The following is a 23,397-nucleotide window of genomic DNA, read 5'->3' as shown; positions in this document are numbered from 1 at the left end:
TGCTGATTGAACTCCTCTTCGGGTATATATTCCATATGTTCACAGACGGCAGCCGACTGGCAGGCAGCCTATGAGTTCGTATTCTCCTATGTATTCCCTTACCAGTTGCATATCCTAAATATTAGTACATATTTTACTAGATTACAATTGTTTTCAGGGTGTTCACTGCTGCTTTTTCCATCGCTTTTTTTGTGGTATACTGGTATCGACCCGGATCTTGCAAATGCGGGCAGCTTTTTTATGAAGAGAAACCAAAGTTGCACCGGGCCGGCTGTTTTACCCTATTGCAAAGTGAAAAAACAGAAGGTGGTTAACACAATGGAAAAAGGAAATTACCGTGTATTGCTGTTCTACAAGTACGTACCTATCGATGATCCAGAAACGTTTGCGGCGGAACATCTGCAGTTCTGCAAGGACCTCGGATTGAAAGGACGTATACTGATCGGTAAGGAAGGTATCAACGGAACTTGCTCAGGAACGGTCGAGCAGACCGATGCATATATGGAGCATATGAAGCAGGACAAGCGCTTCGAAGACCTCTGGTTCAAAATCGATGAAGCCGACGGCCATGCGTTCAAGAAGATGCACGTGCGTCCGCGGAAAGAAATCGTGAATCTGAGTCTTGAAGAAGATGTGAATCCTTTGGAAACAACAGGGGCTTATTTGAGTCCTGAAGAGTTTTTCGAAGCGATGCAGCAGGAGGACACGGTCGTTATCGATGCACGGAACGACTACGAATATGATCTCGGCCATTTCCGCGGAGCAATCCGGCCGGACATCGAAAATTTCCGGGAATTGCCGGAATGGGTCCGCGATAACAAGGAACAGCTGGAAGGCAAGAAGGTTCTCGCCTATTGCACAGGCGGCATCCGGTGTGAGAAGTTCACGGGCTGGCTCAAGCGCGAAGGCTTCGAAGACGTCGGTCAGCTGCACGGCGGCATCGTGACCTACGGTAAGGATCCCGTTGCGAAAGGCCAGCTGTGGGACGGTCAGTGTTATGTGTTCGATGAGCGTATCGCCGTACCTGTCAATCAGGTGGAACACGTCGTGGTCGGCCGTGATCATTTCGACGGCACGCCTTGTGAGCGCTATGTCAATTGCGCGAACCCTGAATGTAATGCGAAAATCCTCGCTTCCGAGGAGAATGAGTATCTATACATGCGCAGCTGCTCGGACGAGTGCCGCACGCATCCGCGCAACCGCTATTTTGTCGAGCAGAACATGACGAAGGAAGAATTCGAGGAACGGCTCGCAAAGCTGGATGCACATCGTTCTGAAGTGCATGCGTAAGTGAGACGCTGTATGGCGCATAGACGGCTCCATCCGTCTATGCGCTTTTCCATGCGCGTTTTTCGCGGACAGCCGGCACGTCAGCGGAACATTTCACTTTTGCAGACGTCCACTGTTCAAGCATGATATTGGAGGAACAACGAATGGAATGGAAAAATATCTACAGAGGGTTTTTAATGGGGATCAGTGATCTGATCCCGGGAGTGAGCGGCGGGACTATCGCGTTCCTGCTCGGTATCTACGATAGGCTGCTGACTTCGATCAGCGGATTCTTCAGCAAAGACTGGCGCCGGCATATCGGATTCCTGCTGCCGCTCGGTATCGGGATGGCAGCTGCGCTGCTGCTGTTCAGCCGTGTCATCCATTTTTTACTGAAACATTATTTTGCACCGACCCAGTTCTTCTTCATCGGTCTCATTCTCGGCATCCTGCCGTTCATGACCCGACAGGCGAACATGAAATCGTCTTTCAAAGCCCATCATTACCTGATTCTGCTGACCGTAGCGGCTTTGCTGGCAGCAACCGGCTTCATGGCGCCGGCTGACCGGGCTGTCATCACATCACTGACACCTGTTTCTGCGATCCTTCTGTTTCTTGCAGGCTGGGCGGCCAGTACCGCAATGTTGCTTCCCGGTATCAGCGGATCGTTCATCCTGCTGCTTCTCGGGTTCTACTCGACGGCGATCGGTGCACTGTCCGATTTCAATATCCCTGTCATGATCGTTATCGGACTCGGTGTCGTGCTCGGTTTCATCATCAGCAGCAAAGTGATCCACTACCTCTTGAACCGGCATGCGACGCTGACCTTCTCGATCATCATCGGGCTGATCATCGGATCGGTGTTTGTCATCTACCCCGGTATACCGGAAAGTGGGACTCCTTTTGTCATGAGCGGCATTGCGCTCATCATGGGGCTGCTCGTATCGAATCTGTTCCAGCCTACTGCAGTCAAAGAGAAAGTGAAATGAAAAAGACGGCCCATCCGGCAGATCACTCTGCCGACAGGCCGTCTTTTTTCATGTACGATGAAATTATGAGAAGACGCTTGTACTGTGAAGCGGCTGGACGCGCGCCTTCGGATCGAGATACGCTTTTGCGTTATTGACAGCGATCGGCGCTTCGCCGAGACCGACGGCGATCAGTTTGACTTTGCCGTCGTAGTTCGTAATATCGCCTGCTGCGTAGATCCCTTCGATATTCGTCTCCATCCGTGTGTTGACGACGATCGAATTCTTATCCATTTCCAAGCCCCACTCCTTGATCGGTCCGAGTGAGGAAATATTGCCGTAGTTGACAACGACGTGATCCATCGGCAGAACCTCTTCCGTGCCGTCTTTGTGGACGAGGAGAACTTCGTGGACCTTGCCGTCTTCCCCGCGCAGTGATTTCACCGATTGCGATGTCTTCACGGTCACGTTCGATTCCATCAGCTGGTTGACACTCGTCTCATGAGCGGTGAACCGCTCACGGCGGTGGACAAGCGTCACACTTTCCGCAATGTCTTCCAGCATGAGCGCCCAGTCGACAGCGGAGTCGCCGCCGCCGCAGACGAGGACATTTTCGCCTTTGAACATGGCAAGGTCCTTGATGCCGTAATGGAGGCTGTTGTTTTCAAAATGAGTTTCCTCTTCGATGCCGATCTTGCGCGGCTGGAATGCACCGATTCCCGCGGTCAGCAGGATGGTCCTTGTCAGATGCTCCCCTTTGTCCGTCTTCAGGACGAAATGGTCGCCGTTCCGTTCAGCAGACAGCGCCGCTTCCCCGAGAAGGATCTCCGGATTCGAATGATGCGCCTGTGTGACAAGATTCGCAACGAGATCCTTCGCGAGGATCTTCGGGAACCCTCCGACATCATAGATGTATTTGTCCGGGTACAGTTCAATGAGCTGCCCCCCGAGCTGCGGCAGGCTGTCGATGATCTTGACCGACATTTCCCGCATCCCCGCGTAGAAAGACGCGAAAAGACCGGTCGGGCCTCCGCCAATTATGGTTATATCAACGATTTCTCGATCCATAGCAAACACTCCATTACTAATAGATTTTGCAGAATGTCCGGACATTGTTCAGTGAACATCGTTCCGCCATTCGGGTATGACACCATTATCCACTATTCCAAGCAGAATATCACGTATTTTGAACGCAGACCAGGATCACTCCGCGTCCGCTGCATCTGCATGGGATCGGCAGAATTCGAGCACCTCCGCCTGTTCGTCCTCTTCCAATTCGAAGTCGAGCGGTTCCTCCGTCCCCTTTTTGAAGAAGTAGGTGCCGGTGATCCTGTCATTTCCGTTTTCCTGTATGAAGACAGCCCGGATGCCGCCTGCCCCTTCTTCTGCGAGCTCGTCCTCTTCGTCGAAATCGATATGGAGGAACACCTCATACCGCCGTCCTTCCAGGATGCCGGTCGGATCGACCAATTCGTTTATCGTATATTGCGTAATGTTCATCAGCTTGACGGTCTCCTTCGTTATACGTTTTGAGCAGTCTCTGCCGCTGCCTTCATCATACCACGGCGTCCATGCAGTGGATACTTATACACACTGCGAAAAAGCCTGGACGCAGGCTGTCCTCTTTTTTGCATTTTACGGCCCTTTCCCGGACAATAGTAGTGGTCAAGTATTTTTTATGGAGTGGAGGAATCATATGATACTGTTTGACGAATACCAATATGCACGGCCGGATATGGACGAGATCCGCGCGGAGTTTACTGACTTGCTGCATAAGTTCAGAGACGCCGGGTCCTATGAGGATCAAAACGAAGTGATCGAAAAGATCAACGCCATCCGGAATGATTATTCAACGCAGCTCAATCTTGCATACATCCGATCTTCCATCGACACGCATGATGAGTATTACCAGAAAGAACGCGACTATTTTGATGAAGTGAGCCCCGGGTTCCAGGAACTGACGACGGAATTCTATAAAGCGCTGACGACATCGGCATACCGTAAAGAGCTGGAAGACCGGTGGGGCCGGCAGCTGTTCGCTCTCGCTGAAAACGAGATCCGCGCGTTCGCTCCGGAGATCATGCCGCTGCTGCAGCAGGAAAACAAGCTGACGTCGGAATATGCCAAGCTGGTTGCTTCCGCACAGATCGAGTTCGACGGCAAGGTATTGACGCTTGCGCAGCTCGGCCCCTATATGGAATCGACAGACCGGAATGTCCGCAAGCAGGCGATGACAGCCCAGTACTCGTTCTTCGGGCAGCATGAAGAACGGTTCGACGGCATTTTCGACGAGCTCGTCAAACTGCGTGATAAAATCGCGAAGACGCTCGGGTTCGAATCGTTCACGGAACTCGGATACGTCCGCATGTCGCGTATCGGCTATGATGCGGGAATGGTCAAAAAGTTCCGCGATCAGGTCCGCGACTATATTGTTCCTGTTGCGAACAAGCTCTATGAACGTCAGGCGGCCCGCATTGGAGTCGATTCCCTGAAGTTCTACGATCAGTCACTCGATTACCTGACAGGCAATGCAGTACCGAAGGGATCGCCAGAGTGGATCATCGAGCAGGGCAAGGAGATGTACAAGGAACTGTCGCACGAGACAGACGAATTCTTCACATACATGACCGAGAAGAACCTGCTCGATCTCGTAGCAAAAAAAGGAAAGGAAGCCGGCGGTTACTGCACGTTCATCGATAACTACGATTCGCCGTTCATCTTCTCGAATTTCAATGGGACATCGGGCGATATCGATGTGCTGACACACGAGGCGGGACACGCCTTCCAAGTGTACTCGAGCCGCAACATCGGAATCCCTGAATACGTCTGGCCGACCAGTGAAGGCGCCGAAATCCATTCCATGAGCATGGAGTTCTTTACATGGCCGTGGATGGAGCTGTTCTTCCGGGAGCAGACCGAGAAGTATAAATTCTCGCACTTGAGCAGCGGTCTTCTTTTCCTGCCGTACGGTGTCGCAGTCGATGAGTTCCAGCATGAAGTGTACGATCATCCGGAAATGACGCCTGCCGAGCGGAAAGCCGCATGGAAACGGATTGAGCAGATCTATTTGCCGAACCGCGATTATGACGGCAACCCGTACTTGGAGAGCGGGGGCATCTGGCAGCGACAGGCACACATCTATGACGTCCCGTTCTACTATATCGACTACACGCTTGCCCAGATCTGCGCGTTCCAGTTCTGGAAGAAAGATCAGGAAGACCACGACGCTGCCTGGAACGATTATGTCCGTCTCTGTAAACTCGGCGGATCGAAATCATTCACGGAGCTCGTGGCGGAAGCGAACCTCATATCGCCGTTCGAAGACGGCTGTGTGGAATCGGTCGTCGGCACGATCGAGAGCTGGCTCGATTCGGTGGATGACAAAAAGTTATGACAGACAGAGACAGCCCGTACGGTCCTGAGAAAGGACCGGCGGGCTGTTTGTTAAATGGAGAATACGACTTTGCCGAACTGGCTGCTGTCCTCGAGCATCTGGAACCCATCAAGTGCCTCGTTGAACGGAATCACTTTATCGATCACAGGGCGGATGCCGTGCTCGCCGGCAAACGCAAGCATCTCACGCAGCTCCTCGCGGCTCCCCATCATGGAACCGACAATCTCCTGCTGCTTGTTGAAAAGCGCACGCAGGTTGATGTCGACAGTATCCTCGGTCGTAGCACCGAAAACGACAAGGCGTCCGCCGCTCTTCAAAATGCCGAGCGACCGGTTGAATGTCGCCCTGCCGACACTCTCGATGACGAGGTCGATCGTTTCATCTTTCAACTCTTCTTCCCAATTCCCGTTCGTATCGATGGCACGGTCTGCCCCGAGCCGGAGGGCGGCATCCCGCTTTTTCTCACTTCTTGATGTTACGATGACCCGGGCACCTTTCGCCTTCGCGAATTGGATGATGAATGTGACAACACCGCTGCCTGCCCCGGGAATGAAGACCGTCTCGCCTTCTTTCACCTCCCCTCGGGTCACGAGCGCACGATAGCCTGTCAGTCCGGACAGACCGACGCAGGCAGACTCCTCCCACGACAGGAAATCGGGACGCGGTTCCAACTGCTCGGCAGGGATTGCGATCTTCTCCGCGAACGTCCCATCATCCGGCATGCCGAGCGGGCTGAACCCGTCAGGTGAGGCACTGCTGTTTTCAACCCAATGCATGGACGGGTTGATAAGCACCTCATCCCCCACCGACCAGCCGGTCACCCCTTCACCGATTTCGCAGATCGTGCCTGCGCCATCCGATCCGAGTATGAGGTCCGGCCCTTCGTGGTTCCGCCTGTCCGGAATGTAGAGGTCCCTCCGGTTCAGACCTGCATTTCTCAGCTTGACGACGACATCACCTTCCGATGCCGACGGTTCCGGCATCTCCTCCAGACGGAGTCCTTTGTCACCATGTACGAGTGCTTTCACAGTAGTAGCCACCTTCCTGCTTGCGCATAATTGTTGCGGGAATTTTCCTGCACTTCTATCATCATAGCGTACCTTTCGTAATCTCCAAAACAAAAGACACAGCAGATGATGAAATCCGCTGTGTCCGTCTCTGTGTATGTCAGTTCCCGGCCGGCTTCTGCAGGCGGCATTTCAGCTTTGCCAGTTCCAGCAGTTCCAGGACATCTTTTTTCGGCAGCTTCGTCAGCAGGTGCAGCATTTCACGTTCTGCAAGACGGCGGCCTTTCCCGCTCCGGTACCGCGCTTTGTTATCGGCGTCCAGCTGTTCGTACAATGCAGTCATCTCGTCGCTCTGCTCGTCCGCAAATCCGTCAACGGTCAATGTCTCGCGGAGACGCTCATAGAGAGGCTCTGCACTGGCACTGTTCGACTGATTGAAAGCAGGAGACTTCTTCGAATCCCCTAAAATCAGCTCATCTGTTGAGATGTTGAAACGTTCCGAAATTTTTGCAACCCAGGCTGCAGACGGCGCGTTTTTCCCTTTTTCCCAGTCTTTGATGCGGCTCGCCGATGTGCCGATGGCCGCACCGAAGGCCATCATGGAGAGGCCCCGCTGTTCTCTTAGTTCCTTCAACCTGATTCCAAACGCTTCCTTGCTCCACTCGTTCACAAAAAATCCTCCTCTAATAGTCTCTTGTTCTATTATTTTTCATTTCATTGAGTTTGTCAATCCATTATTTTTTCAATAAATCTCATAGAACGGAAGACTTCAATATCCCGATTTTTGACGCTCATAATTCGTTTCGTTTTTGTCAATATACGCGGCAATGATCTCGTCAGGTGTGAACCCGAGTTTTTCTGCAATGCGGCCGTACTGTGTCCAAAGACCCGTGTAGGTATGCATGGTGGGATCTGCTTCGAAATGGAGGATTGCCCGGTTCGTGTCCAGGAATACTGCAGTCAGCGAATCGGAGGTGGATTCGATGTCCCAATCATTGAAGGCCGTAAGTCCGGATGCAATGCCGAGTGACAATAGGAAGTGGATTGAATCCACATATTCCTCCAAAATGACCGAGCGTTCGGAAGGTCCTTTGGTACTCCAAAATTTGAAACAGCGGGTCTCATTTGCTAATTCGGACAGTTCCACGAGCAGTGCCAGCACTTTTTCATGGAACAGGTCCCCTGTCGACAGGCTGTGCTGCTGGTGAATGTATGTATCAAGTGCTTCCTGCATGGTAAACAATTTTTCAAGTTCCATTGGGTACCCCTTTCCGCCGCGCTTCCTTGTCAGCTGAACTGTGGAAGTGCCGGCATACCGAAGCCGAAAAGATAGAGGAGAAGGGCTGCATCGAGCAAGGCGAGCATCAGGAAACCGACCCGGAACTGCGTATGCAGCGTCTTGTGGCGGAAGACTTGCATGCCCAGATAGGCACCCGGACCGCCCCCCGCTGCAGCGAACAGCCATAACCGTTTCTCCGGGACACGCCGTCTGCGGCGGACTGCCTGTCTTTTGTCATATCCCATCGAGACAAACGTCAATACGGACATCCCGGCAACCCAGGCAAGTGCGATGACTTCCATATGATCTCCTCCCTACTCTTACTTGTCGGCCAAAATTTCAGAGTCTTTATGCTTGTTTCTATACGCTCTATTAAAAAACACCGCGTCCCGAAAGTTCCGGAACCGCGGTGCAGGCAGTGTCGATTATTTAGACAGTGATTGTTTTGCAGTTGCTGCAAATTGAGCGAATGCTGCTGTATCTGTAACAGCCAGGTCTGCAAGCATTTTGCGGTTCACGTCAACGCCCGCAACTTTCAGACCGTGCATCAGTGTGCTGTATGACATGCCATTGGCACGTGCAGCCGCGTTGATACGTGTGATCCAGAGTTTACGGAAGTCCCGCTTCTTCTGGCGGCGGTCCCGGTATGCATAGTTCAATGATTTCATGACCTGCTGGTTGGCTACTCGGTATAGACGGTGTTTCGAACCGAAATACCCTTTCGCTAATTTCAATACTCGATTACGGCGCTTGCGCGTCACTGTTCCACCTTTTACGCGTGGCATAGTAATTACCTCCTGCTATTCAATAAGAATAAATTTAGTTTAGTATAGGGCGGCCGCTGACAGTCGTCCATGCGGCACAGGGTTGGAAACTTACTTCATGTACGTGATCATTTCACGGATACGCTTGTAGTCTCCGGATGAAATGAGGGCGCCTTTACGCAAGTGACGCTTTGCTTTTGTCGACTTGTTGGCAAAAAGGTGGCTTGTGTACGCGCGGCCGCGCTTCACTTTACCAGTTCCTGTTTTCTTGAAACGTTTCGCGGATCCGCGGTGAGTTTTCATTTTTGGCATGATCTGTTCCTCCTAAATCGTTTGTTCAGCTTACTTTTTCTCGTTGATCGGGGCGAGCATCAGGAACATGCTGCGGCCTTCCATTTTCGGACGGACTTCCACTGTTCCGACTTCTTTGCAGGCTTCTGCAAATTTGTCGAGCACGCGCTGGCCGATCTCTTTGTGCGTGATTGCACGTCCGCGGAAGCGGATGGATGCTTTCACTTTGTCTCCGGCTTCGAGGAATTTGATTCCGTTGCGGAGTTTTGTCTGGAAGTCGTGTTCGTCGATCGTCGGGCTGAGCCGGACTTCTTTGACCTGGATGATCTTCTGGTTCTTACGGACTTCCCGCTCTTTTTTCTGCTGCTCGAACTTGAATTTCCCGTAGTCCATGACGCGGGCTACCGGCGGCTTCGCATTCGGTGCGACAAGGACGAGGTCCTGATTGGCACGCGCAGCGATGTCAAGTGCTTCGTTGCGGGATTTAATGCCGAGCTGATCACCATTGTGGTCGATAAGTCGAAGTTCACGGGCACGAATTCCTTCGTTCACATACATATCTTTGCTAATCGTAATCCACCTCCGAATAATATCTCGCGAATACTCTGTTTGAGCAGTCTGCGCCGTTCGGCACAGCTTGCAGAACCGGCGGGTTTGGACCGTTCCGGTAATGAGGCAATAAAAAAAGCAGACAAATGGTCATTTGTCCACCCGCATAGGCACACGTGCGTGTTTCGGCACGAGGCTTCACTACTGTGCTGACCTCAGCAACTGCCGGATGGCGTCGTTGGGGTGAGAAGCGGGCAGCTCCTTCTTGTATCACAAACCGTATTCATTTACCTTAACTACTTTACCATAAGATCAGCAGACATGTCAACAAAGAAAATACAGAGTATATACGCATAAGACCATCTTCCGTATCCACTTCGTTCCAGACGGACGCTTTCCGGGGGGCGAGCGTTGAGCCTCCTCGGTCGCTGCGCTTCCTGCGGGGTCTCAACTGTCTCGCTAATCCCCCAGGAGTCGCCGTCTTCCACTCCGCTGGTATAAGTATCCGTCATTGCAGCAGACCAATCAAAATAGGGCCGCCATCAGCAGGCAGCCCTCTTCTATTTAAATCAGTCCTAAAAAACAGTTTTAAATCAATCACGGTTGGTGTCTTGTTTGAGCAGGTCCAGGAAGTCCGTGAAGGACATGGATTCGGATTTCTGTTCGCCGTATTTGCGGACGTTGACGGTTTCGGATTCGATTTCCTTGTCGCCGAGGACGAGCATGTACGGGACTTTCTGGACTTGGGCTTCGCGGATCTTGTAGCCGATTTTTTCGTCGCGGCTGTCGAGGTCGGTGCGGAAGCCGGCTGCTGTGAGCTGTTCCCGGATGTTGTCGGCGTAGCCGAAGTGGGCTTCCGGTGAGACCGGGATGACTTCGACTTGTACCGGTGCGAGCCATGTCGGGAATGCGCCTTTGTATTCTTCGATGAGGAAGGCGACGAAGCGTTCCATGGTTGAGACGACACCGCGGTGGATGACGACCGGGCGGTGCTGCTTTCCGTCTTCGCCCACGTATGTGAGATCGAACCGTTCCGGCAGGAGGAAGTCGAGCTGGACAGTGGATAGTGTCTCTTCCATGCCGATTGCCGTCTTGACCTGGACGTCGAGTTTCGGACCGTAGAATGCGGCTTCGCCGATCGCTTCGGTGTAGCTGAGCCCCATGCCGTCCATCGCTTCTTTCAGCATGCTTTCCGCGCGTTCCCACATTGCGTCGTCATCGAAGTACTTTTCCGTGTCTGCCGGATCGCGGTAGGACAGGCGGAAGGAGTAGTCTGTGATGTTGAAGTCCTTGTAGACGTCGATGATGAGCTGGACGGTGCGCTGGAATTCTTCTTTGATCTGGTCCGGACGGACGAAGATGTGCGCGTCGTTCAGTGTCATGCCGCGGACACGCTGCAGTCCTGAGAGTGCGCCGGACATCTCGTAGCGGTGCATCGTGCCGAGTTCCGCGATGCGGATCGGCAGTTCGCGGTACGAGTGGATGCCGTTCTTGTAGATCATCATATGGTGCGGGCAGTTCATCGGACGGAGTACGAGGTCTTCGTTGTCCATGCTCATTACCGGGAACATGCCGTCCTGGTAATGATCCCAGTGGCCGGAAGTCTTGTACAGGTCCACACTGCCGAGTACCGGTGTATAGACGTGGTCGTAGCCGAGCCGTTCTTCTTTGTCGACGATGTAGCGTTCGATGACGCGGCGGATCGTCGCGCCTTTCGGCAGCCAGAGCGGCAGTCCCTGCCCCACTTTCTGCGAGTTCATGAAGAGGTCGAGCTCGCGTCCGATTTTACGGTGATCGCGCTCTTTCGCTTCTTCGAGCATCTTCAGGTGGGCGTTCAGGTCTTCTTTCTTGAAGAACGCCGTACCGTAGATCCGCTGGAGCATCTTGTTGTCGGAATTTCCGCGCCAGTAGGCTCCTGCGATGCTCAGCAGTTTGAATTCCTTCAGTTTGCCGGTATATGGCACGTGGACACCGCGGCACAGGTCGAAGAATTCACCCTGTTCGTAGATGGTCACTTCTTCGTTCTCCGGTATCGCTTCAAGCAGTTCCTGTTTGTATTCGTCGTTGATCTCCTCGAAACGCTTCTGCGCTTCCGCACGTGTCACCGTATGGCGGACGACGGGCAGGTTCTCTCCGATGATGCGTTTCATTTCCTTTTCGAGTTCAGGCAGGTCGTCTGCCGTGATCGGTGTCGGGGAGTCGATATCGTAATAGAACCCGTTTTCGATCGCCGGCCCGACACCGAGTTTTGCATCCGGGAATTTGCGCTTGACAGCCTGCGCGAGCAGGTGTGCAGTGCTGTGCCGCAGGATTTCGAGCGCTTCCGGCGACTGGGATGTGATGATTGCGATGTCCCCATCGTGTTCGATCGGTGTTTTCAAGTCGATCAGCTGCTCGCCGAGTTTTCCTGCGAGTGCATTTTTCCGGAGTCCCGGGCTGATCGAAGCGGCGACATCTTCTGTCGTCGTACCAGCCGGAAACTCTTTTACGGCTCCGTCCGGGAATTTCAACTGTACTGATTCTGGCATTTGAATGCACTCCTTTTGTTTTTTGAAAACATAAAAAGACCCATCCCATAAAGGGACGAGTCTGGTTCTCGCGGTTCCACCCTTCTTCCTTCAATCCGGCAAGCGGAATGATGAAGCTTCAAACGGCTAACGGGCCGGGTCCGTCAGCAGGTACTCTCGTTTCCCCGCTGCTGCTCCAAGGTGGTGGACTGATGCCGGTTCCTGCAGGGATCTCAGCACTTTCCCCCGCTCTCTGTCGGCCGTACAGGCAATCCGTATCCTTTTCCAAGCATTTGTTCACTGTATTGAGTCCAGTATAGTGAATACCCGTGCAAAAAGCAAGAGCCGCAGTACAAATTCCGCCTGCTTTCGACAGCCCGGATCAGCCGCGGCGATTTTTGCCCGACAGTTTGACGGGATCGCTCGTCATGCGGATCCGTTCCATGATGCGCGCCGCTTTGATCGGCTCTTTTTCGCCGCGCTGCGTGTAGGTCATATGGTGTTCGAGCTCGGACAATGTGAAGTTGGACGTGAAGAAGGTCGGCAGCTGTTCCGCCATCCTGTACTGCAGGATCGTCCCGAGCACTTCGTCCCTCGACCACGCGGACATCGATTCGGCACCGATGTCATCGAGCATGAGGACCGATGCTTTCTTCACGAAATCGATCTTCTCGTTCAGCGACTGGTCCTGGATCGATTGTTTGATCTCCCGCAGGAATTCGGGCAGATAGACGGCGACGGTCCGGATCTGCCGGCTTGCGAGTTCGTTCGCAAGTGCCCCGAGGATGAATGACTTACCGGTGCCGAATGGGCCGTGGATGTAGAGCCCTTTTTGCGGCAGGCTGCCCGTCGATTCGTATTCGGTGATGAACCGTCCCGCAAGGTCGACGATATCGAGCCGGCTGTTGTCGTGGTACAGGTCGATATCCGGCAGCTTGGCCGCCATCACGTCACGCGGCATGTACAGGGAGTCGAGCATCTTGCTGACATGGCGTTTCTCATCATCAAGTTCTTTTCGCGGACAGCGGGTATACGTCACGTCGATCAGTCCCTGATTCATGACGAGCAGCGGCTCGAACCCTTTCATGACGTTGATACAGCCATCGAGACTCGGGCAATCCCCGCATTTGTGCGAGGCCGTCGTATATTCATAGAGTTTGTTAAGGCTGCGGTCGATCACCTGCTTGTCAATCTCTTCTGCATGCTCCTCGACGAACTGCTGGATCCGTTCATCCGCCAGTACCTCATCACGCAGCTGGTCGTACCTGGCCGCCAGTGCCGGCGCGTTGATGACGCGTTTCATGGCATCTCCAATCCGTTCCAATTAGTTCACCCCATTCCGCATCGATTCCAGTCTCGCCATGAGTGCCCTGCGTTTCGTTTCAATCGCTTCGGCATCATCGGCGGATTCCTGCTGTGCAGGTTCTTTGCTTTTTTCCTTTTCTTTGAACCAGTCCGGCACTTGCTCTTCCCTGGCCGGTTTCCGGCTTCTGCCGGATGAGCGGGAGCCTTCCTTCTTCCATTGTTCCGTCTCGTCAAGCCCTTTTCGGGAGAGCTCCATCGCTTCTTCCGCAGTCGCGACTTTTTTCATCGCCCAGTGGGAGGCGACACGCTCCGCGAAACCGCTCGTGATCTTGCCGTCGTTGTTCAGCACGATATAGTGCAGCAGGACGTTGACAACTTCGAACGGCAGCTTATGAGTGTTCATGAGCCGCTCCGCCAGTTTGACATCCACCGAAAACGGTTCAGAACCGATCAGGTCATAAAGCAGTTCGCGGGGGCTCGTCCGTTTAAAGTACGCCAATAGTTCTTGCTGCTTCGTCAGCGGCGCCTGTCCGCCTGCCGGTTCGGGCGCATCTTCAGGGATGTAAAACTTGTTGAGTTTCGGCGCCGTGTTCGAGACGTTGACCTTATAGAACTCGGTCGCCGCCCGCCGCAGCCGTTCTTCGGGTACCTCGAGGTTTTCGTCCAGCGCCATCATGATCACTTTCTGCATATCGAGCGGTGACAGGGAATAAAGAAATGCGAGCTTCGCGATCAGCTGGTGCGAAATCCCTGCGATTGCGCTGCGCGGCACCATCTGTTCCGACAGACCGCTCATCATCATATCAAAGTCGAAGAAGCTGTCATCGAACGGCACGCCTTCCGCTGTCTTACGCTCTTTCAGCGGCTGGTCGTTCAGCAGTTCGTGCGCATTGCCATTGACGGGTGTGTAGACGTCCAGGAAGTTCCTGGAGACTTCCTTGAAATTGTGCATATCGGGCTGTTCGATTGAGAACCGGGCGCGCAGTTCCCTGTAGGACTGTTCCCCGATTTTGCTGAACAGGAACGTCGCCAGCAGCGGATCGTGGAAAAACTGTTCCGCATCGAGCGGCGGCAGCAGTTCATAGATGAACGAGCGGCTGTCGCCTTCCGTACACATATAGGAGCGCAGCAGACCGATCGCTTCCAGCGAAATACGTGCCTGGAAAACGGACGGCAGCGACATGCTCAGATGGTTCATGAGGTGGTAGTGGTTGAACTGACGGGCGGCATTCGTTTCGGCATCCGCCCATAAGGTCAGGAACAGGCTGATCGGTTCCGGCCCGGTCAGCGGCTGGTAGAACAGGGAGAGGAGCTGCCGGTCATAGTCCGAAAAAGAGGCGGACGGCTTCAGCGTATAGGCATCCACCGGCTGTAATTCCTGGTAAAGCATGCATTCTCACCTTCCTGCTAGTTGGACTCATCGAGGGGACCGGACTTTTCGCGGAGCGGCCCTTGCTGCAGATTCTTCAATTCCTCGATGAACATCGTGATGTTCTGGTAATCCCGGTAGACGGACGAAAAACGGACGTAGGCGACTTCATCGACAGCCGCAAGCCGCTCCATCACCATCTCTCCGACATCATGTGAAGCGATTTCGGAAATGCCGCGGCTTTTCAGTTCCTGTTCGATCGAGAGGACGATATTCTGCAGGTCTTCCAGGGGCACCGGCCGTTTTTCACAGGCACGGACCAGGCCGCGGAGCAGTTTCTCACCTGTGAATTCTTCGCGGGTCCCTTCCTTCTTTACGACGATAAGAGGGGCTTCCTCCACTTTTTCAAATGTTGTGAACCGGTAGCTGCACTTTTCGCATTCACGGCGTCTGCGGATCGAGCTATTCTCTTCGGCTGGCCTTGAATCGACGACACGCGTCCCGTTGTAGTGGCAGGCTGGACATTTCATGGTTCGTTCCTCCGGTTTTCTTTAGTCTATCCAGTATACCAGACAGATAGGCTGCAGAACACCCGTCTGCAGACATGGTTCGACGTATGATTGTGCAAACGACCCGTAAAACTGCAAAAAACTGTCCATTCGTCTGCACACAGGCAGCCGGATGGACAGTTTTCGCTATTCAAATCAATTATGCACTGACACCAGCCCGCAGTTCTTTCGCAACTTTCTTCGTCAGGTCGACGACGCGCGCGGAGTAGCCCCACTCGTTGTCATACCAGGCGAGCACTTTGACTTTTCGGTCACCGATGACCATCGTGGACAGGCCGTCGATGATCGCGGAGTCTGTCGTGTTATTGAAATCGATGGAAACGAGCGGTTCCATCGTGAAGCCGAGGATGCCATTCATCGAGCTTCCGGATGCTTTCTTGAATGCTTCGTTCACCTGTTCAGCCGTTACGTCTTCCTTCAGGTCGACGACCAGATCGACGAGTGAGACGTTCGGTGTCGGGACACGCAGCGCCATACCATGGATCTTGCCTTCCAATTCAGGCAGCACAAGTGAGAGCGCTTTTGCTGCACCTGTCGAAGTCGGGATGATCGACTGGCCGCATGAGCGGGCCCGGCGCAGATCCTTGTGCGGGTTATCCAGGTTCTTCTGATCGTTCGTATAGGCATGGACGGTCGTCATCAGGCCATTCTCGATGCCGAATTCGTCGTTCAGCACTTTGACGACAGGCGCCAGGCAGTTCGTCGTGCAGCTGGCATTCGAGATGACGTCATGCTTTGCAATATCGAGTTTCTCATCATTCACGCCCATCACGATCGTGATGTCTTCGTTTTTCCCGGGAGCTGACAGGATGACTTTCTTCGCGCCGGCATCCAAATGGAGGGCGGCTTTGTCACGTGCATTGAAGACACCAGTCGCTTCAATGACGATGTCGACGCCGAGCTGTTTCCAAGGGAGTTTGGATGGGTCACGTTCTGCGACGAGCTCGACACGCTTTCCGTTGACGATGAGCGCGCTGTCCGCAATTTCGATGTCGCCGTCAAACGTTCCGTGAGTTGTGTCATACTTAATCAGATGTGCCAGCGTTTCCGGCGGATATAAGGCGTTTATGGCGATGGCAGTCACTTCGTCCTCTGTGATCAACTGCCGGAATACCATGCGGCCGATGCGGCCGAATCCATTAATCGCTACTGATGTGGTCATGAAAAGTCCTCCCGTATGTATGATGTTATACTGTTTACTCGAATACTCGTAAATAGTATAACACATTTTCACTGTGTGGAAAGAGTTTGTGCAAGAGTGAACAATGTTCGATTTTTCTGAATGGTCAGTGCACCTGCCAAGCGGTCAGCACTTCATCCACTTGACGTTCCGTCTCTTCCAGGGAGCCGTCGTTATGGATGACAGCGTCCGCCCCCGCCTCTTTTTCCTTCACAGGCAGCTGGGACGCGATACGGGTGGCCGCTTCCGCCTTCGTCAGGCCGTTCCGCAGCATAAGGCGCTCCAGCTGGATTTCCGGACTTACGGACACAACCAGGATCTTCTCGACATACTCGAATAATCTGTTCTCGAACAGCAGCGGAATGTCGAGGACCACCGTTTCCGCCCCCGCTTCAATATACAGTTCTTTCTGGGCGATCAATTCTTTACGGATGGCCGGATGGATGATCCCGTTCAGCTGCATCCGCTTGGCGTCGTCGCCGAATACAAGCTTCCCGACATACTCCCGGTTCATGGCACCGTCCTCCCGGATGGCCCGGGGACCGAACGCAGCCTTGATGTCTTCGAGAACGGGGCTTCCGGGTTCGACGACGAGACGCGCAATCTCGTCCGCGTCAACGATCGGAAGTCCTTTTTCTTTCAGCATGCGTGCGACGGTGCTCTTTCCGCTCGCGATGCTGCCCGTCAGACCGATGATCATGAAAGTCACTCCTTCGTGTTCAATGCTGGCATTTCTTGCAGTATGTCGATGTGCGTCCCGCAATCTGGACGGCCGCCGTCTGGGCGCCGCAGACAGGACAGGTTTTCCGCCCGTACATCTGCAGCCTGTCCTGCATCGAACCTGCTTCGCCGTTGATGTTGCGGTAGTCCGAAATGGAACTGCCCCCTGCGTCGATGCTTTCCCTCAGGACGGCCGCGATTTCCCGGAACAGCTGCCGTTTCCTCGCTTCGCTTATCCGGCCGGCTGTCCGTTTGGGATGGATTCCTGTCCGGAACAGTGCTTCTGTCGCGTAAATATTGCCGCAGCCTGAAATTACACGTCCGTCCATGATCACTTCCTTGATCGCCTTTTTACGGAATGCCGGCGTTTCCGCTTTATGGATGAAAAAGGACTCTGCCTCATCATCGAACGGCTCAGGTGCCATTTCGAGAAGCGACGGATGATCTTCCGCACAAGTCAGCAGACGTAATTCACCGAACCGGCGGATATCCGAATAGACAAGCAGTCCACCGTCCTCCATTTCGAACACGGCGTGGATATGATTCCGGAATTTCTGTTCCCGGATATCTTCGACCGAGCCGACCGCGAACCACGCTCCAGTCATGCCGAGATGGCTGACGAGCAGGCGGCAGCTGGCTTCTCTGGACAGATGGATGTAGATATACTTGCTGCGGCGCTCAATGCTGTCGATCGTCCAGCCGGCCAGCTGGCTGGTGAACTGTCCGACAGGCATCCCTTTGACAATCGCTTCTTTCCCGGCCTCTTTCGAACGGATGACCGTCTCGGAAATGGCGACACGCCGGATCGTCCTGCCGCTCGCCACAGGTGCGAGCGCCCGGACGACCCCTTCGACTTCCGGTAATTCCGGCATAGGATCACCTCACTTCGTGTCGTACCAGCTCGCGCCGAACGCGGAGTCGACCTTCAGCGGGACGTCCAGCTTCAGCGCAGACTCCATGACGTCGGGAACAAGCACTTTCAATGTTTCCAGTTCTTCTTCAGGCGCTTCGAAGATCAGTTCATCGTGCACCTGGAGCAGCATGCGCGCCTGCAGATTCTCAGCTGCGAGCCGTGCGTCCATGTCGATCATCGCTTTCTTGATGATATCCGCAGCTGTCCCCTGGATCGGTGTATTCATCGCAGTCCGTTCTGCAAAGCCGCGCAGATTGAAATTGGAACTGTTGATGTCCGGCAGGTAACGGCGCCGGTTCATCATCGTCGATACGTATCCGTCCTTTTTCGCTTCCAGGATACTCTCGTCCATGTAGCGCTTGACACCCGGGAAACTTGCCAAATAGGTTTCGATGAAATCAGCCGCTTCCTTCCGCGGGATATCCAAGCTCTGGGAGAGACCATAATCACTGATGCCGTAGACGATTCCGAAGTTGACCGCTTTTGCAGCGCGCCGCATATTGGCAGTGACATCGTCCTTGCCGACATGGAACACCTGCATCGCTGTCTTCGTATGGATGTCTTCTCCGGCACGGAATGCTTCGATCAGCTTTTCGTCCTGTGAGATGTGAGCAAGCACACGCAGTTCGATCTGCGAATAATCCGCTGCGAACATGATCCAGCCTGGTTCGGATGGGACGAAGGCAGCACGGATCTTGCGGCCTTCCTCGAGCCGGATCGGGATATTCTGCAGATTCGGGTTAATGGAGCTGAGACGGCCCGTCTGCGTGAGTGCCTGCTGATAGCGGGTGTGGATCTTTCCGTCATCATGGATTTCTTTCGACAGACCATCAACGTACGTCGATTTCAGTTTTCCAAGCTGCCGGTACAGGAGGATCTGATCGATGATTTCATGTTCAGGCGCCAGCTTTTCGAGCACGTCAGCTGCCGTGGAATATCCCGTCTTCGTCTTTTTGATAGGTGTCAGACCGATCTTTTCGAACAGGATGACACCGAGCTGCTTCGGCGAGTTGATGTTGAACGGCTGTCCGGCCATTTCATAGATCGTCTTTTCGAGCTGATCCAGCCGTCCGGACAGTTCCGTGCCGATATCCTGCAGTGTGGCAAGGTCCGCCTTGACGCCGGTCGCTTCCATCTTTCCGAGGATCTTGGCCAGCGGCAGTTCCAAATTGTGATACAGCTCATATTGGCCGTTGTCTTCCAGCTGCCGGGAGACCGGCCCGCGGAGGTTCCAGACAGCCGCCGCCTTCGCGCCTGCGTGCTGTGCAAGCCGGGCGCCTTCCGGCCGTGCTTTCTTCGCGCCTTTCCCATAGACCGTCTCGTCCTTTTCGATCTGCTTCCAGCCGACCGATGCGGCCGCTTCCGACACATCATCGAACGACAGGGATGGATTGACGATATAAGCAGCAAGCGTCAGGTCGAAATCAATGCCGGAAACGGGAATCCCGATCCGGTCGAGCGCTGCGAACAGGGCTTTTGCGTCGGTCGTGTATTTCTCATGTTCTTCGGAGGCGAGCCACACTTTCACTTCATCACTATTTTGGACATCCTCGATCGGCATATAGAATACACGCTCTCCATCTGCGAATGCCAGGCCGAACAAGTCGGAGGTGAAATAGTTGTCATCCATCATTTCCAAATGGACCGCCATATGTCCGGTCAGGTCTTGCTCGGTGACCGAATGCTTCGTTTCCACTTCGATTGCTTCCGCAGGCGGCTCTTCAGCTGCCGTCTCCCCCATCTTCTCGAGAAGCGTGGTGAATTTCAGTTCTTTGAAAATGGACTTCACCCGTTCGTCGTCCGGTCCGCTATAAGTCAGCTCATCGTATCCGACTGTGATAGGGGCCTGTACGTCTATCGTAGCGAGCTGTTTGCTCATGAACGCCTGCGCTTCGTTTTCCGTCAGGTTCTCTTTCAGCTTCTTCCCGCTCACTTCATCCAGCGATTCATAGATCTTTTCGACCGAGCCATACTGTTTCAGCAGTTTCAGTGCCGTCTTCTCACCGACCCCCGGAACGCCCGGGATATTATCGGAGGCGTCCCCCATGAGTCCTTTCATATCAATGATCTGGAGCGGTTCGATGCCGTATTTCTCTTCAACATGCTCAGGTGTATAGGCCTCCATGTCGGTGATGCCCTTCCGTGTGATGCAGACGGTCACTGAGTCTGTCGCAAGCTGGGTCAGGTCCTTGTCCCCTGATATGATGACCGTTTCGACTGCCCGCTCGCCCGCTGCGCGGCTTAAGGTGCCGATAATGTCGTCCGCCTCATAGTTTTCCAATTCATACTGCGGAATCCGGAACGCTTCCAGCAATTTACGCAAATACGGAAACTGCTCGGACAGTTCGGGCGGTGTCTTCTGCCGGCCGCCTTTGTACTCGCTGAAGGTGCTGTGCCGGAATGTCGTCTTTCCGGCGTCCCAGGCGACCAGTATATGGGTCGGCTGTTCTTCTTTCAGGATATTCTGGAGCATCATCGTGAAGCCGTAGACGGCATTCGTGTGGATGCCGCTGTCGTTCGTCAGCAGCGGCAGTGCGAAGAACGCACGGTATGCCAGGCTGTTTCCGTCGAGCAATACAATTTTTTCTGTTGTCACGTCACTCGTCCACTCCTTCGTCAAAAAAACGTCGTCTCCCCCCATCTTACCATGCAGGCAGGATGAAAAGAAAACGACGCGATGTGTCATGGCTGTCAGTTATGGCCGCGGCAGCTGATGGATCGGAAGACGGACAAAAAACTCCGAGCCGTTGCCGACTTCACTCTCGACCCATACGTCTCCGCCGTGTGCTTCGACAAGGTGCTTGACGATTGCAAGTCCGAGTCCCGTGCCGCCCGACTCCCGGCTTCTCGCCAGATCGGCCCGGTAAAACCGCTCGAACAGGCGGGGAATCTTATCCGGGTCAATTCCGATGCCTTCGTCAGCCACGGAGAGAATGAGACTGCCGCCATCAATCCGCACGGTGATCCGGATTATTGTTCCGTTTTTCGAATAGGCGATTGCATTGGCGAGCAGGTTGACGAGCACTTGCATCAGCCGGCGGCCGTCGGCTTCGATGACCGCTTCTTCAGGGGCCATGACAGTCAGCCGCATCCCTTTTTCCGCGAGCCGTTTCGATACCAGTTCCTCCGCTTCGGCTATGATTGCTGTTACGTCAATCCGGTCGATATCGAGACTGAAGCTGTGCTGCTCGATACCCGAGAGTTCCAGCAGATCGGTGACGAGCGAATGGAGACGGGTGCTCTCCTTCTCGATGATCCGGATGAATTCCCGGGAGATTTCCGGATCGTCAAGCGCCCCGTCCAGCAGCGTCTCTGCGAATCCTTTGATGGACGTGACAGGCGTCCGAAGCTCATGGGATACATTGGCCACGAAGTCTTTCCTGATCTCTTCGAGCCGGATGATTTTCGAGATGTCGTGGAAGACGACGATGATTCCGAGCCAGTTGCCGTGGCGTCCGATGACCGGCGCGCCATAGACGTTCAGATCGACCGGCGCCCCGTTCCTGTTCAGGCGGATCGGCCGTTCGTGCACCTGCTCGGACAGGAAGACGTTTTCAATCAGCTGTTCCGCTTCCGCAGGCAGCCCGATCTCCTTGAACGATTTACCGATGAGTTCCTGAGAGGATGTATGGAACGTCTGGGCAAACACGCCGTTCATGAGGTTCACCGTGCCGCCCCTGCCGAGCATGAGCAGGCTGCTGCCGATACTTTCAATCAGCGTCTTCAGCCGCTCTTTCTCCATGGATCGCACCATCTGAGTCTCCTGTCCGGTTTGTGCTACTTTATTAAGCGAGGCGGCGATGTTGCCGAGATCACTGAATTCACTCACCGCAGCCCGGGTTTTGTAATCGCCTGCCGCCAATTTATCCGCCACCATGGCAATTTCATCGACCGGCTTCGTGAAATGGTACAGAATACGGGAGACGATGAAGAGACTGATGACGAGGAACAGCAAGATGACGACTGTCAAGTACAGCCAGTACCGCTGTTCAAGGCCGGAATCCGTGTCTTTCGCAAAGATATTGAAGAACTGGCTGAGTACGATCCACGATACGACCGAGAATACGACGAGAACTGCGCACGCGGTCAGCAGGATCCTGGACGTATGACCCTCCGTTTTCATGGGTTCACCTCGAATTTGTAGCCGATTCCCCGCAGCGTCTTGATGGACTGCGGTTTTTTCGTATCTAATTCGATCTTATCGCGCAGATGACTGATATGGACATCGACGATGCGGGTGTCTCCGCTGAATTCGTAATTCCAGACAGCCTGGAGCAATTGGTCCCGGGAGAGCACACGGTTTTTGTTTCTCATGAGATGGACGAGCAGTTCGAATTCCTTCGGCGTGAAATCGAGCGGTTCCCCATTCAGTTCCGTTGCGTACCGGTCGGGATAGACAGTGATGCCGTTCAGCGAAATGACAGCCTCCTGAGACGGCTGGTTCCCCATCCGTCTCAGGACGGCCTTCACACGTGCGGTCAGCTCACGGGGGCTGAATGGTTTCGTCATATAATCGTCCGCGCCGATCTCCAAACCACGGACTTTGTCGGCCTCTTCGGTCCTCGCCGTGAGCATGATGATCGGGATTTCGATCTGCTGGCTGCGCAGCCGCCGGCAGACTTCAATTCCGTCGATCCCCGGCAGCATGAGATCGAGAAGGATGAGGTCGGGTCCTTCTGTTGCGGCAGCCTTCAGCGCTTCAAGGCCATCCATTGCGGTCAGCGTATGGTAGCCGGCCTGCTTCAAGTTGTAATCGATGAGTTTTGAGATCGATGGATCATCTTCTACGATGAGGATGGTCTGCATGCGCTGCTCTGCGGTACCCATTCAGAAATTATCCAATGTCTGGGACGTCAGCTGACGGTTTTTCAGCGCAGGCGGCACGATGGCAATCCGTCCTTCGACCACGACAGCCCCTGCTTCGTTCCGGCCTTCCGCATGGATGACAGCCTGGTTGCTGTCCGTGTCGATTTCGATGATCTCCAGTGTGATTTCGATCGTTTCATAATGATGGAGCGGCACTGGAAAGTCCAGGTGCTGCGACTGCACATACGTCCCGGGACCCGGCAGGTATTTCGAAATGGCGGATGTGAGGATGCCTGTCAGCATAAGCGTCGGGACGATCGGCCGCTCGACGTCTGTCTGGGATGCAAAATCGTGCTGAATGTAGATCGGATTCGGATCGTTCGTCAGGCCGAGGTAGAGCAGCAGATCGCGGTCCTCGATCTTTTCCGTCAATTTCAGTTTTTCACCGACTTTGATTTCGTTAATCGCTCTGCCGACTCTTCGTTTCTTCCCAAGTATCAAATAAAG

23 protein-coding genes are annotated in these 23,397 nt (G+C 54.0%); 3 read left to right on the top strand and 20 right to left on the bottom strand.

Annotated elements, in window-relative coordinates:
- The first annotated feature begins 318 nt into the window (after positions 1-318).
- Both trhO and QWT68_RS03205 read left to right on the top strand, forming a co-directional pair.
- Positions 319-1,290, top strand: coding sequence for an oxygen-dependent tRNA uridine(34) hydroxylase TrhO (trhO, locus tag QWT68_RS03210; protein WP_290149498.1), 972 nt, complete (start codon positions 319-321; stop codon positions 1,288-1,290).
- 143 nt (positions 1,291-1,433) lie between these two features.
- Positions 1,434-2,258 carry a DUF368 domain-containing protein gene (locus tag QWT68_RS03205; protein WP_290149496.1) on the top strand — a complete coding sequence of 275 codons (825 nt, stop codon included), beginning with the start codon at positions 1,434-1,436 and terminating at the stop codon, positions 2,256-2,258.
- 63 nt (positions 2,259-2,321) lie between these two features.
- On the opposite strand, the gene QWT68_RS03200 is transcribed toward QWT68_RS03205, so the two are convergent.
- Together QWT68_RS03200 and QWT68_RS03195 are read right to left on the bottom strand one after the other, a co-directional pair.
- A complete protein-coding gene (locus tag QWT68_RS03200) occupies positions 2,322-3,305 on the bottom strand; it encodes an NAD(P)/FAD-dependent oxidoreductase (RefSeq protein WP_290149494.1) in 984 nt (327 codons plus the stop codon).
- Between the two features lie 135 nt (positions 3,306-3,440).
- Positions 3,441-3,737, bottom strand: a complete 297-nt coding sequence (locus QWT68_RS03195) for a DUF6509 family protein (RefSeq protein ID WP_040286219.1) — start codon at positions 3,735-3,737, stop codon at positions 3,441-3,443.
- 196 nt (positions 3,738-3,933) lie between these two features.
- Here QWT68_RS03195 and QWT68_RS03190 point away from each other — a divergent pair, with 196 nt between their 5' ends.
- A complete protein-coding gene (locus QWT68_RS03190; RefSeq protein WP_040286218.1) occupies positions 3,934-5,631 on the top strand; it encodes a M3 family oligoendopeptidase in 1,698 nt (565 codons plus the stop codon).
- 50 nt (positions 5,632-5,681) lie between these two features.
- Here QWT68_RS03190 and QWT68_RS03185 read toward each other — a convergent pair whose 3' ends face one another.
- The 18 genes from QWT68_RS03185 to QWT68_RS03100 form a co-directional block, all read right to left on the bottom strand.
- A complete protein-coding gene (locus QWT68_RS03185; RefSeq protein ID WP_290149491.1) occupies positions 5,682-6,659 on the bottom strand; it encodes a zinc-binding dehydrogenase in 978 nt (325 codons plus the stop codon).
- Between the two features lie 139 nt (positions 6,660-6,798).
- Entirely contained in the window at positions 6,799-7,308 is a 510-nt protein-coding gene (locus QWT68_RS03180) for a helix-turn-helix domain-containing protein (protein ID WP_040286216.1), read from the bottom strand.
- 99 nt (positions 7,309-7,407) lie between these two features.
- Positions 7,408-7,896: a dUTP diphosphatase gene (locus tag QWT68_RS03175; RefSeq protein WP_040286215.1), complete on the bottom strand. Its 489-nt coding sequence runs from the start codon at positions 7,894-7,896 to the stop codon at positions 7,408-7,410.
- Between the two features lie 29 nt (positions 7,897-7,925).
- The gene (locus QWT68_RS03170) at positions 7,926-8,219 is read right to left on the bottom strand and encodes a DUF1294 domain-containing protein (protein WP_040286214.1); all 294 of its coding nucleotides are present in this window, start codon (positions 8,217-8,219) and stop codon (positions 7,926-7,928) included.
- 123 nt (positions 8,220-8,342) lie between these two features.
- Complete coding sequence (rplT, locus tag QWT68_RS03165; protein ID WP_040286213.1) at positions 8,343-8,702, bottom strand: 50S ribosomal protein L20; 360 nt, start codon at positions 8,700-8,702, stop codon at positions 8,343-8,345.
- Between the two features lie 90 nt (positions 8,703-8,792).
- A complete protein-coding gene (gene rpmI / locus QWT68_RS03160) occupies positions 8,793-8,993 on the bottom strand; it encodes a 50S ribosomal protein L35 (protein ID WP_040286212.1) in 201 nt (66 codons plus the stop codon).
- A 30-nt stretch (positions 8,994-9,023) separates the two neighbouring features.
- The gene (infC, locus tag QWT68_RS03155; RefSeq protein ID WP_040286211.1) at positions 9,024-9,530 is read right to left on the bottom strand and encodes a translation initiation factor IF-3; all 507 of its coding nucleotides are present in this window, start codon (positions 9,528-9,530) and stop codon (positions 9,024-9,026) included.
- A 584-nt stretch (positions 9,531-10,114) separates the two neighbouring features.
- A complete protein-coding gene (thrS, locus tag QWT68_RS03150) occupies positions 10,115-12,049 on the bottom strand; it encodes a threonine--tRNA ligase (protein WP_290149487.1) in 1,935 nt (644 codons plus the stop codon).
- Between the two features lie 361 nt (positions 12,050-12,410).
- The gene (dnaI, locus tag QWT68_RS03145) at positions 12,411-13,352 is read right to left on the bottom strand and encodes a primosomal protein DnaI (protein WP_290149484.1); all 942 of its coding nucleotides are present in this window, start codon (positions 13,350-13,352) and stop codon (positions 12,411-12,413) included.
- Positions 13,353-14,723, bottom strand: a complete 1,371-nt coding sequence (locus QWT68_RS03140; RefSeq protein WP_290149481.1) for a replication initiation and membrane attachment family protein — start codon at positions 14,721-14,723, stop codon at positions 13,353-13,355.
- A 17-nt stretch (positions 14,724-14,740) separates the two neighbouring features.
- Entirely contained in the window at positions 14,741-15,232 is a 492-nt protein-coding gene (gene nrdR / locus QWT68_RS03135) for a transcriptional regulator NrdR (RefSeq protein WP_040286207.1), read from the bottom strand.
- 178 nt (positions 15,233-15,410) lie between these two features.
- Positions 15,411-16,433, bottom strand: a complete 1,023-nt coding sequence (locus QWT68_RS03130) for a glyceraldehyde-3-phosphate dehydrogenase (RefSeq protein WP_290149479.1) — start codon at positions 16,431-16,433, stop codon at positions 15,411-15,413.
- A 124-nt stretch (positions 16,434-16,557) separates the two neighbouring features.
- A complete protein-coding gene (gene coaE, locus QWT68_RS03125; protein WP_040286205.1) occupies positions 16,558-17,151 on the bottom strand; it encodes a dephospho-CoA kinase in 594 nt (197 codons plus the stop codon).
- A gap of 19 nt (positions 17,152-17,170) precedes the next feature.
- Positions 17,171-18,043: a bifunctional DNA-formamidopyrimidine glycosylase/DNA-(apurinic or apyrimidinic site) lyase gene (gene mutM, locus QWT68_RS03120; RefSeq protein WP_290149477.1), complete on the bottom strand. Its 873-nt coding sequence runs from the start codon at positions 18,041-18,043 to the stop codon at positions 17,171-17,173.
- A 9-nt stretch (positions 18,044-18,052) separates the two neighbouring features.
- A complete protein-coding gene (polA, locus tag QWT68_RS03115; RefSeq protein ID WP_290149474.1) occupies positions 18,053-20,680 on the bottom strand; it encodes a DNA polymerase I in 2,628 nt (875 codons plus the stop codon).
- A gap of 99 nt (positions 20,681-20,779) precedes the next feature.
- The gene (gene pnpS, locus QWT68_RS03110; protein WP_290149472.1) at positions 20,780-22,207 is read right to left on the bottom strand and encodes a two-component system histidine kinase PnpS; all 1,428 of its coding nucleotides are present in this window, start codon (positions 22,205-22,207) and stop codon (positions 20,780-20,782) included.
- Positions 22,204-22,911, bottom strand: coding sequence for a response regulator transcription factor (locus QWT68_RS03105; protein WP_276327487.1), 708 nt, complete (start codon positions 22,909-22,911; stop codon positions 22,204-22,206). The genes pnpS and QWT68_RS03105 overlap by 4 nt, the downstream gene beginning before the upstream one ends.
- The gene (locus QWT68_RS03100) at positions 22,912-23,391 is read right to left on the bottom strand and encodes a MaoC/PaaZ C-terminal domain-containing protein (protein WP_040286201.1); all 480 of its coding nucleotides are present in this window, start codon (positions 23,389-23,391) and stop codon (positions 22,912-22,914) included.
- Between the last annotated feature and the right edge of the window lie 6 nt (positions 23,392-23,397).

The organism is Sporosarcina trichiuri (assembly GCF_030406775.1).
GTDB lineage: Bacteria > Bacillota > Bacilli > Bacillales_A > Planococcaceae > Sporosarcina > Sporosarcina trichiuri.
Note: the sequence above shows the minus strand (reverse complement) of the source record. Positions and strands in the feature narration are given on the sequence as shown.

Bases quoted from the DNA above. Each gene is read 5' to 3' on its own strand.
- QWT68_RS03140 (WP_290149481.1), bottom strand. From the start codon at position 14,723: ATGCTTTACCAGGAATTACAGCCGGTGGATGCCTATACGCTGAAGCCG.
- mutM (WP_290149477.1), bottom strand. From the start codon at position 18,043: ATGCCGGAATTACCGGAAGTCGAAGGGGTCGTCCGGGCGCTCGCACCT.
- QWT68_RS03175 (WP_040286215.1), bottom strand. From the start codon at position 7,896: ATGGAACTTGAAAAATTGTTTACCATGCAGGAAGCACTTGATACATAC.
- QWT68_RS03105 (WP_276327487.1), bottom strand. From the start codon at position 22,911: ATGGGTACCGCAGAGCAGCGCATGCAGACCATCCTCATCGTAGAAGAT.
- QWT68_RS03205 (WP_290149496.1), top strand. From the start codon at position 1,434: ATGGAATGGAAAAATATCTACAGAGGGTTTTTAATGGGGATCAGTGAT.
- trhO (WP_290149498.1), top strand. From the start codon at position 319: ATGGAAAAAGGAAATTACCGTGTATTGCTGTTCTACAAGTACGTACCT.
- thrS (WP_290149487.1), bottom strand. From the start codon at position 12,049: ATGCCAGAATCAGTACAGTTGAAATTCCCGGACGGAGCCGTAAAAGAG.
- pnpS (WP_290149472.1), bottom strand. From the start codon at position 22,207: ATGAAAACGGAGGGTCATACGTCCAGGATCCTGCTGACCGCGTGCGCA.
- QWT68_RS03195 (WP_040286219.1), bottom strand. From the start codon at position 3,737: ATGAACATTACGCAATATACGATAAACGAATTGGTCGATCCGACCGGC.
- QWT68_RS03200 (WP_290149494.1), bottom strand. From the start codon at position 3,305: ATGGATCGAGAAATCGTTGATATAACCATAATTGGCGGAGGCCCGACC.
- infC (WP_040286211.1), bottom strand. From the start codon at position 9,530: ATGTATGTGAACGAAGGAATTCGTGCCCGTGAACTTCGACTTATCGAC.
- rpmI (WP_040286212.1), bottom strand. From the start codon at position 8,993: ATGCCAAAAATGAAAACTCACCGCGGATCCGCGAAACGTTTCAAGAAA.
- rplT (WP_040286213.1), bottom strand. From the start codon at position 8,702: ATGCCACGCGTAAAAGGTGGAACAGTGACGCGCAAGCGCCGTAATCGA.
- nrdR (WP_040286207.1), bottom strand. From the start codon at position 15,232: ATGAAATGTCCAGCCTGCCACTACAACGGGACGCGTGTCGTCGATTCA.
- coaE (WP_040286205.1), bottom strand. From the start codon at position 17,151: ATGATCATCGGTCTGACGGGCAGCATCGCGAGCGGAAAGAGCACCGTC.
- QWT68_RS03190 (WP_040286218.1), top strand. From the start codon at position 3,934: ATGATACTGTTTGACGAATACCAATATGCACGGCCGGATATGGACGAG.
- QWT68_RS03130 (WP_290149479.1), bottom strand. From the start codon at position 16,433: ATGACCACATCAGTAGCGATTAATGGATTCGGCCGCATCGGCCGCATG.
- QWT68_RS03170 (WP_040286214.1), bottom strand. From the start codon at position 8,219: ATGGAAGTCATCGCACTTGCCTGGGTTGCCGGGATGTCCGTATTGACG.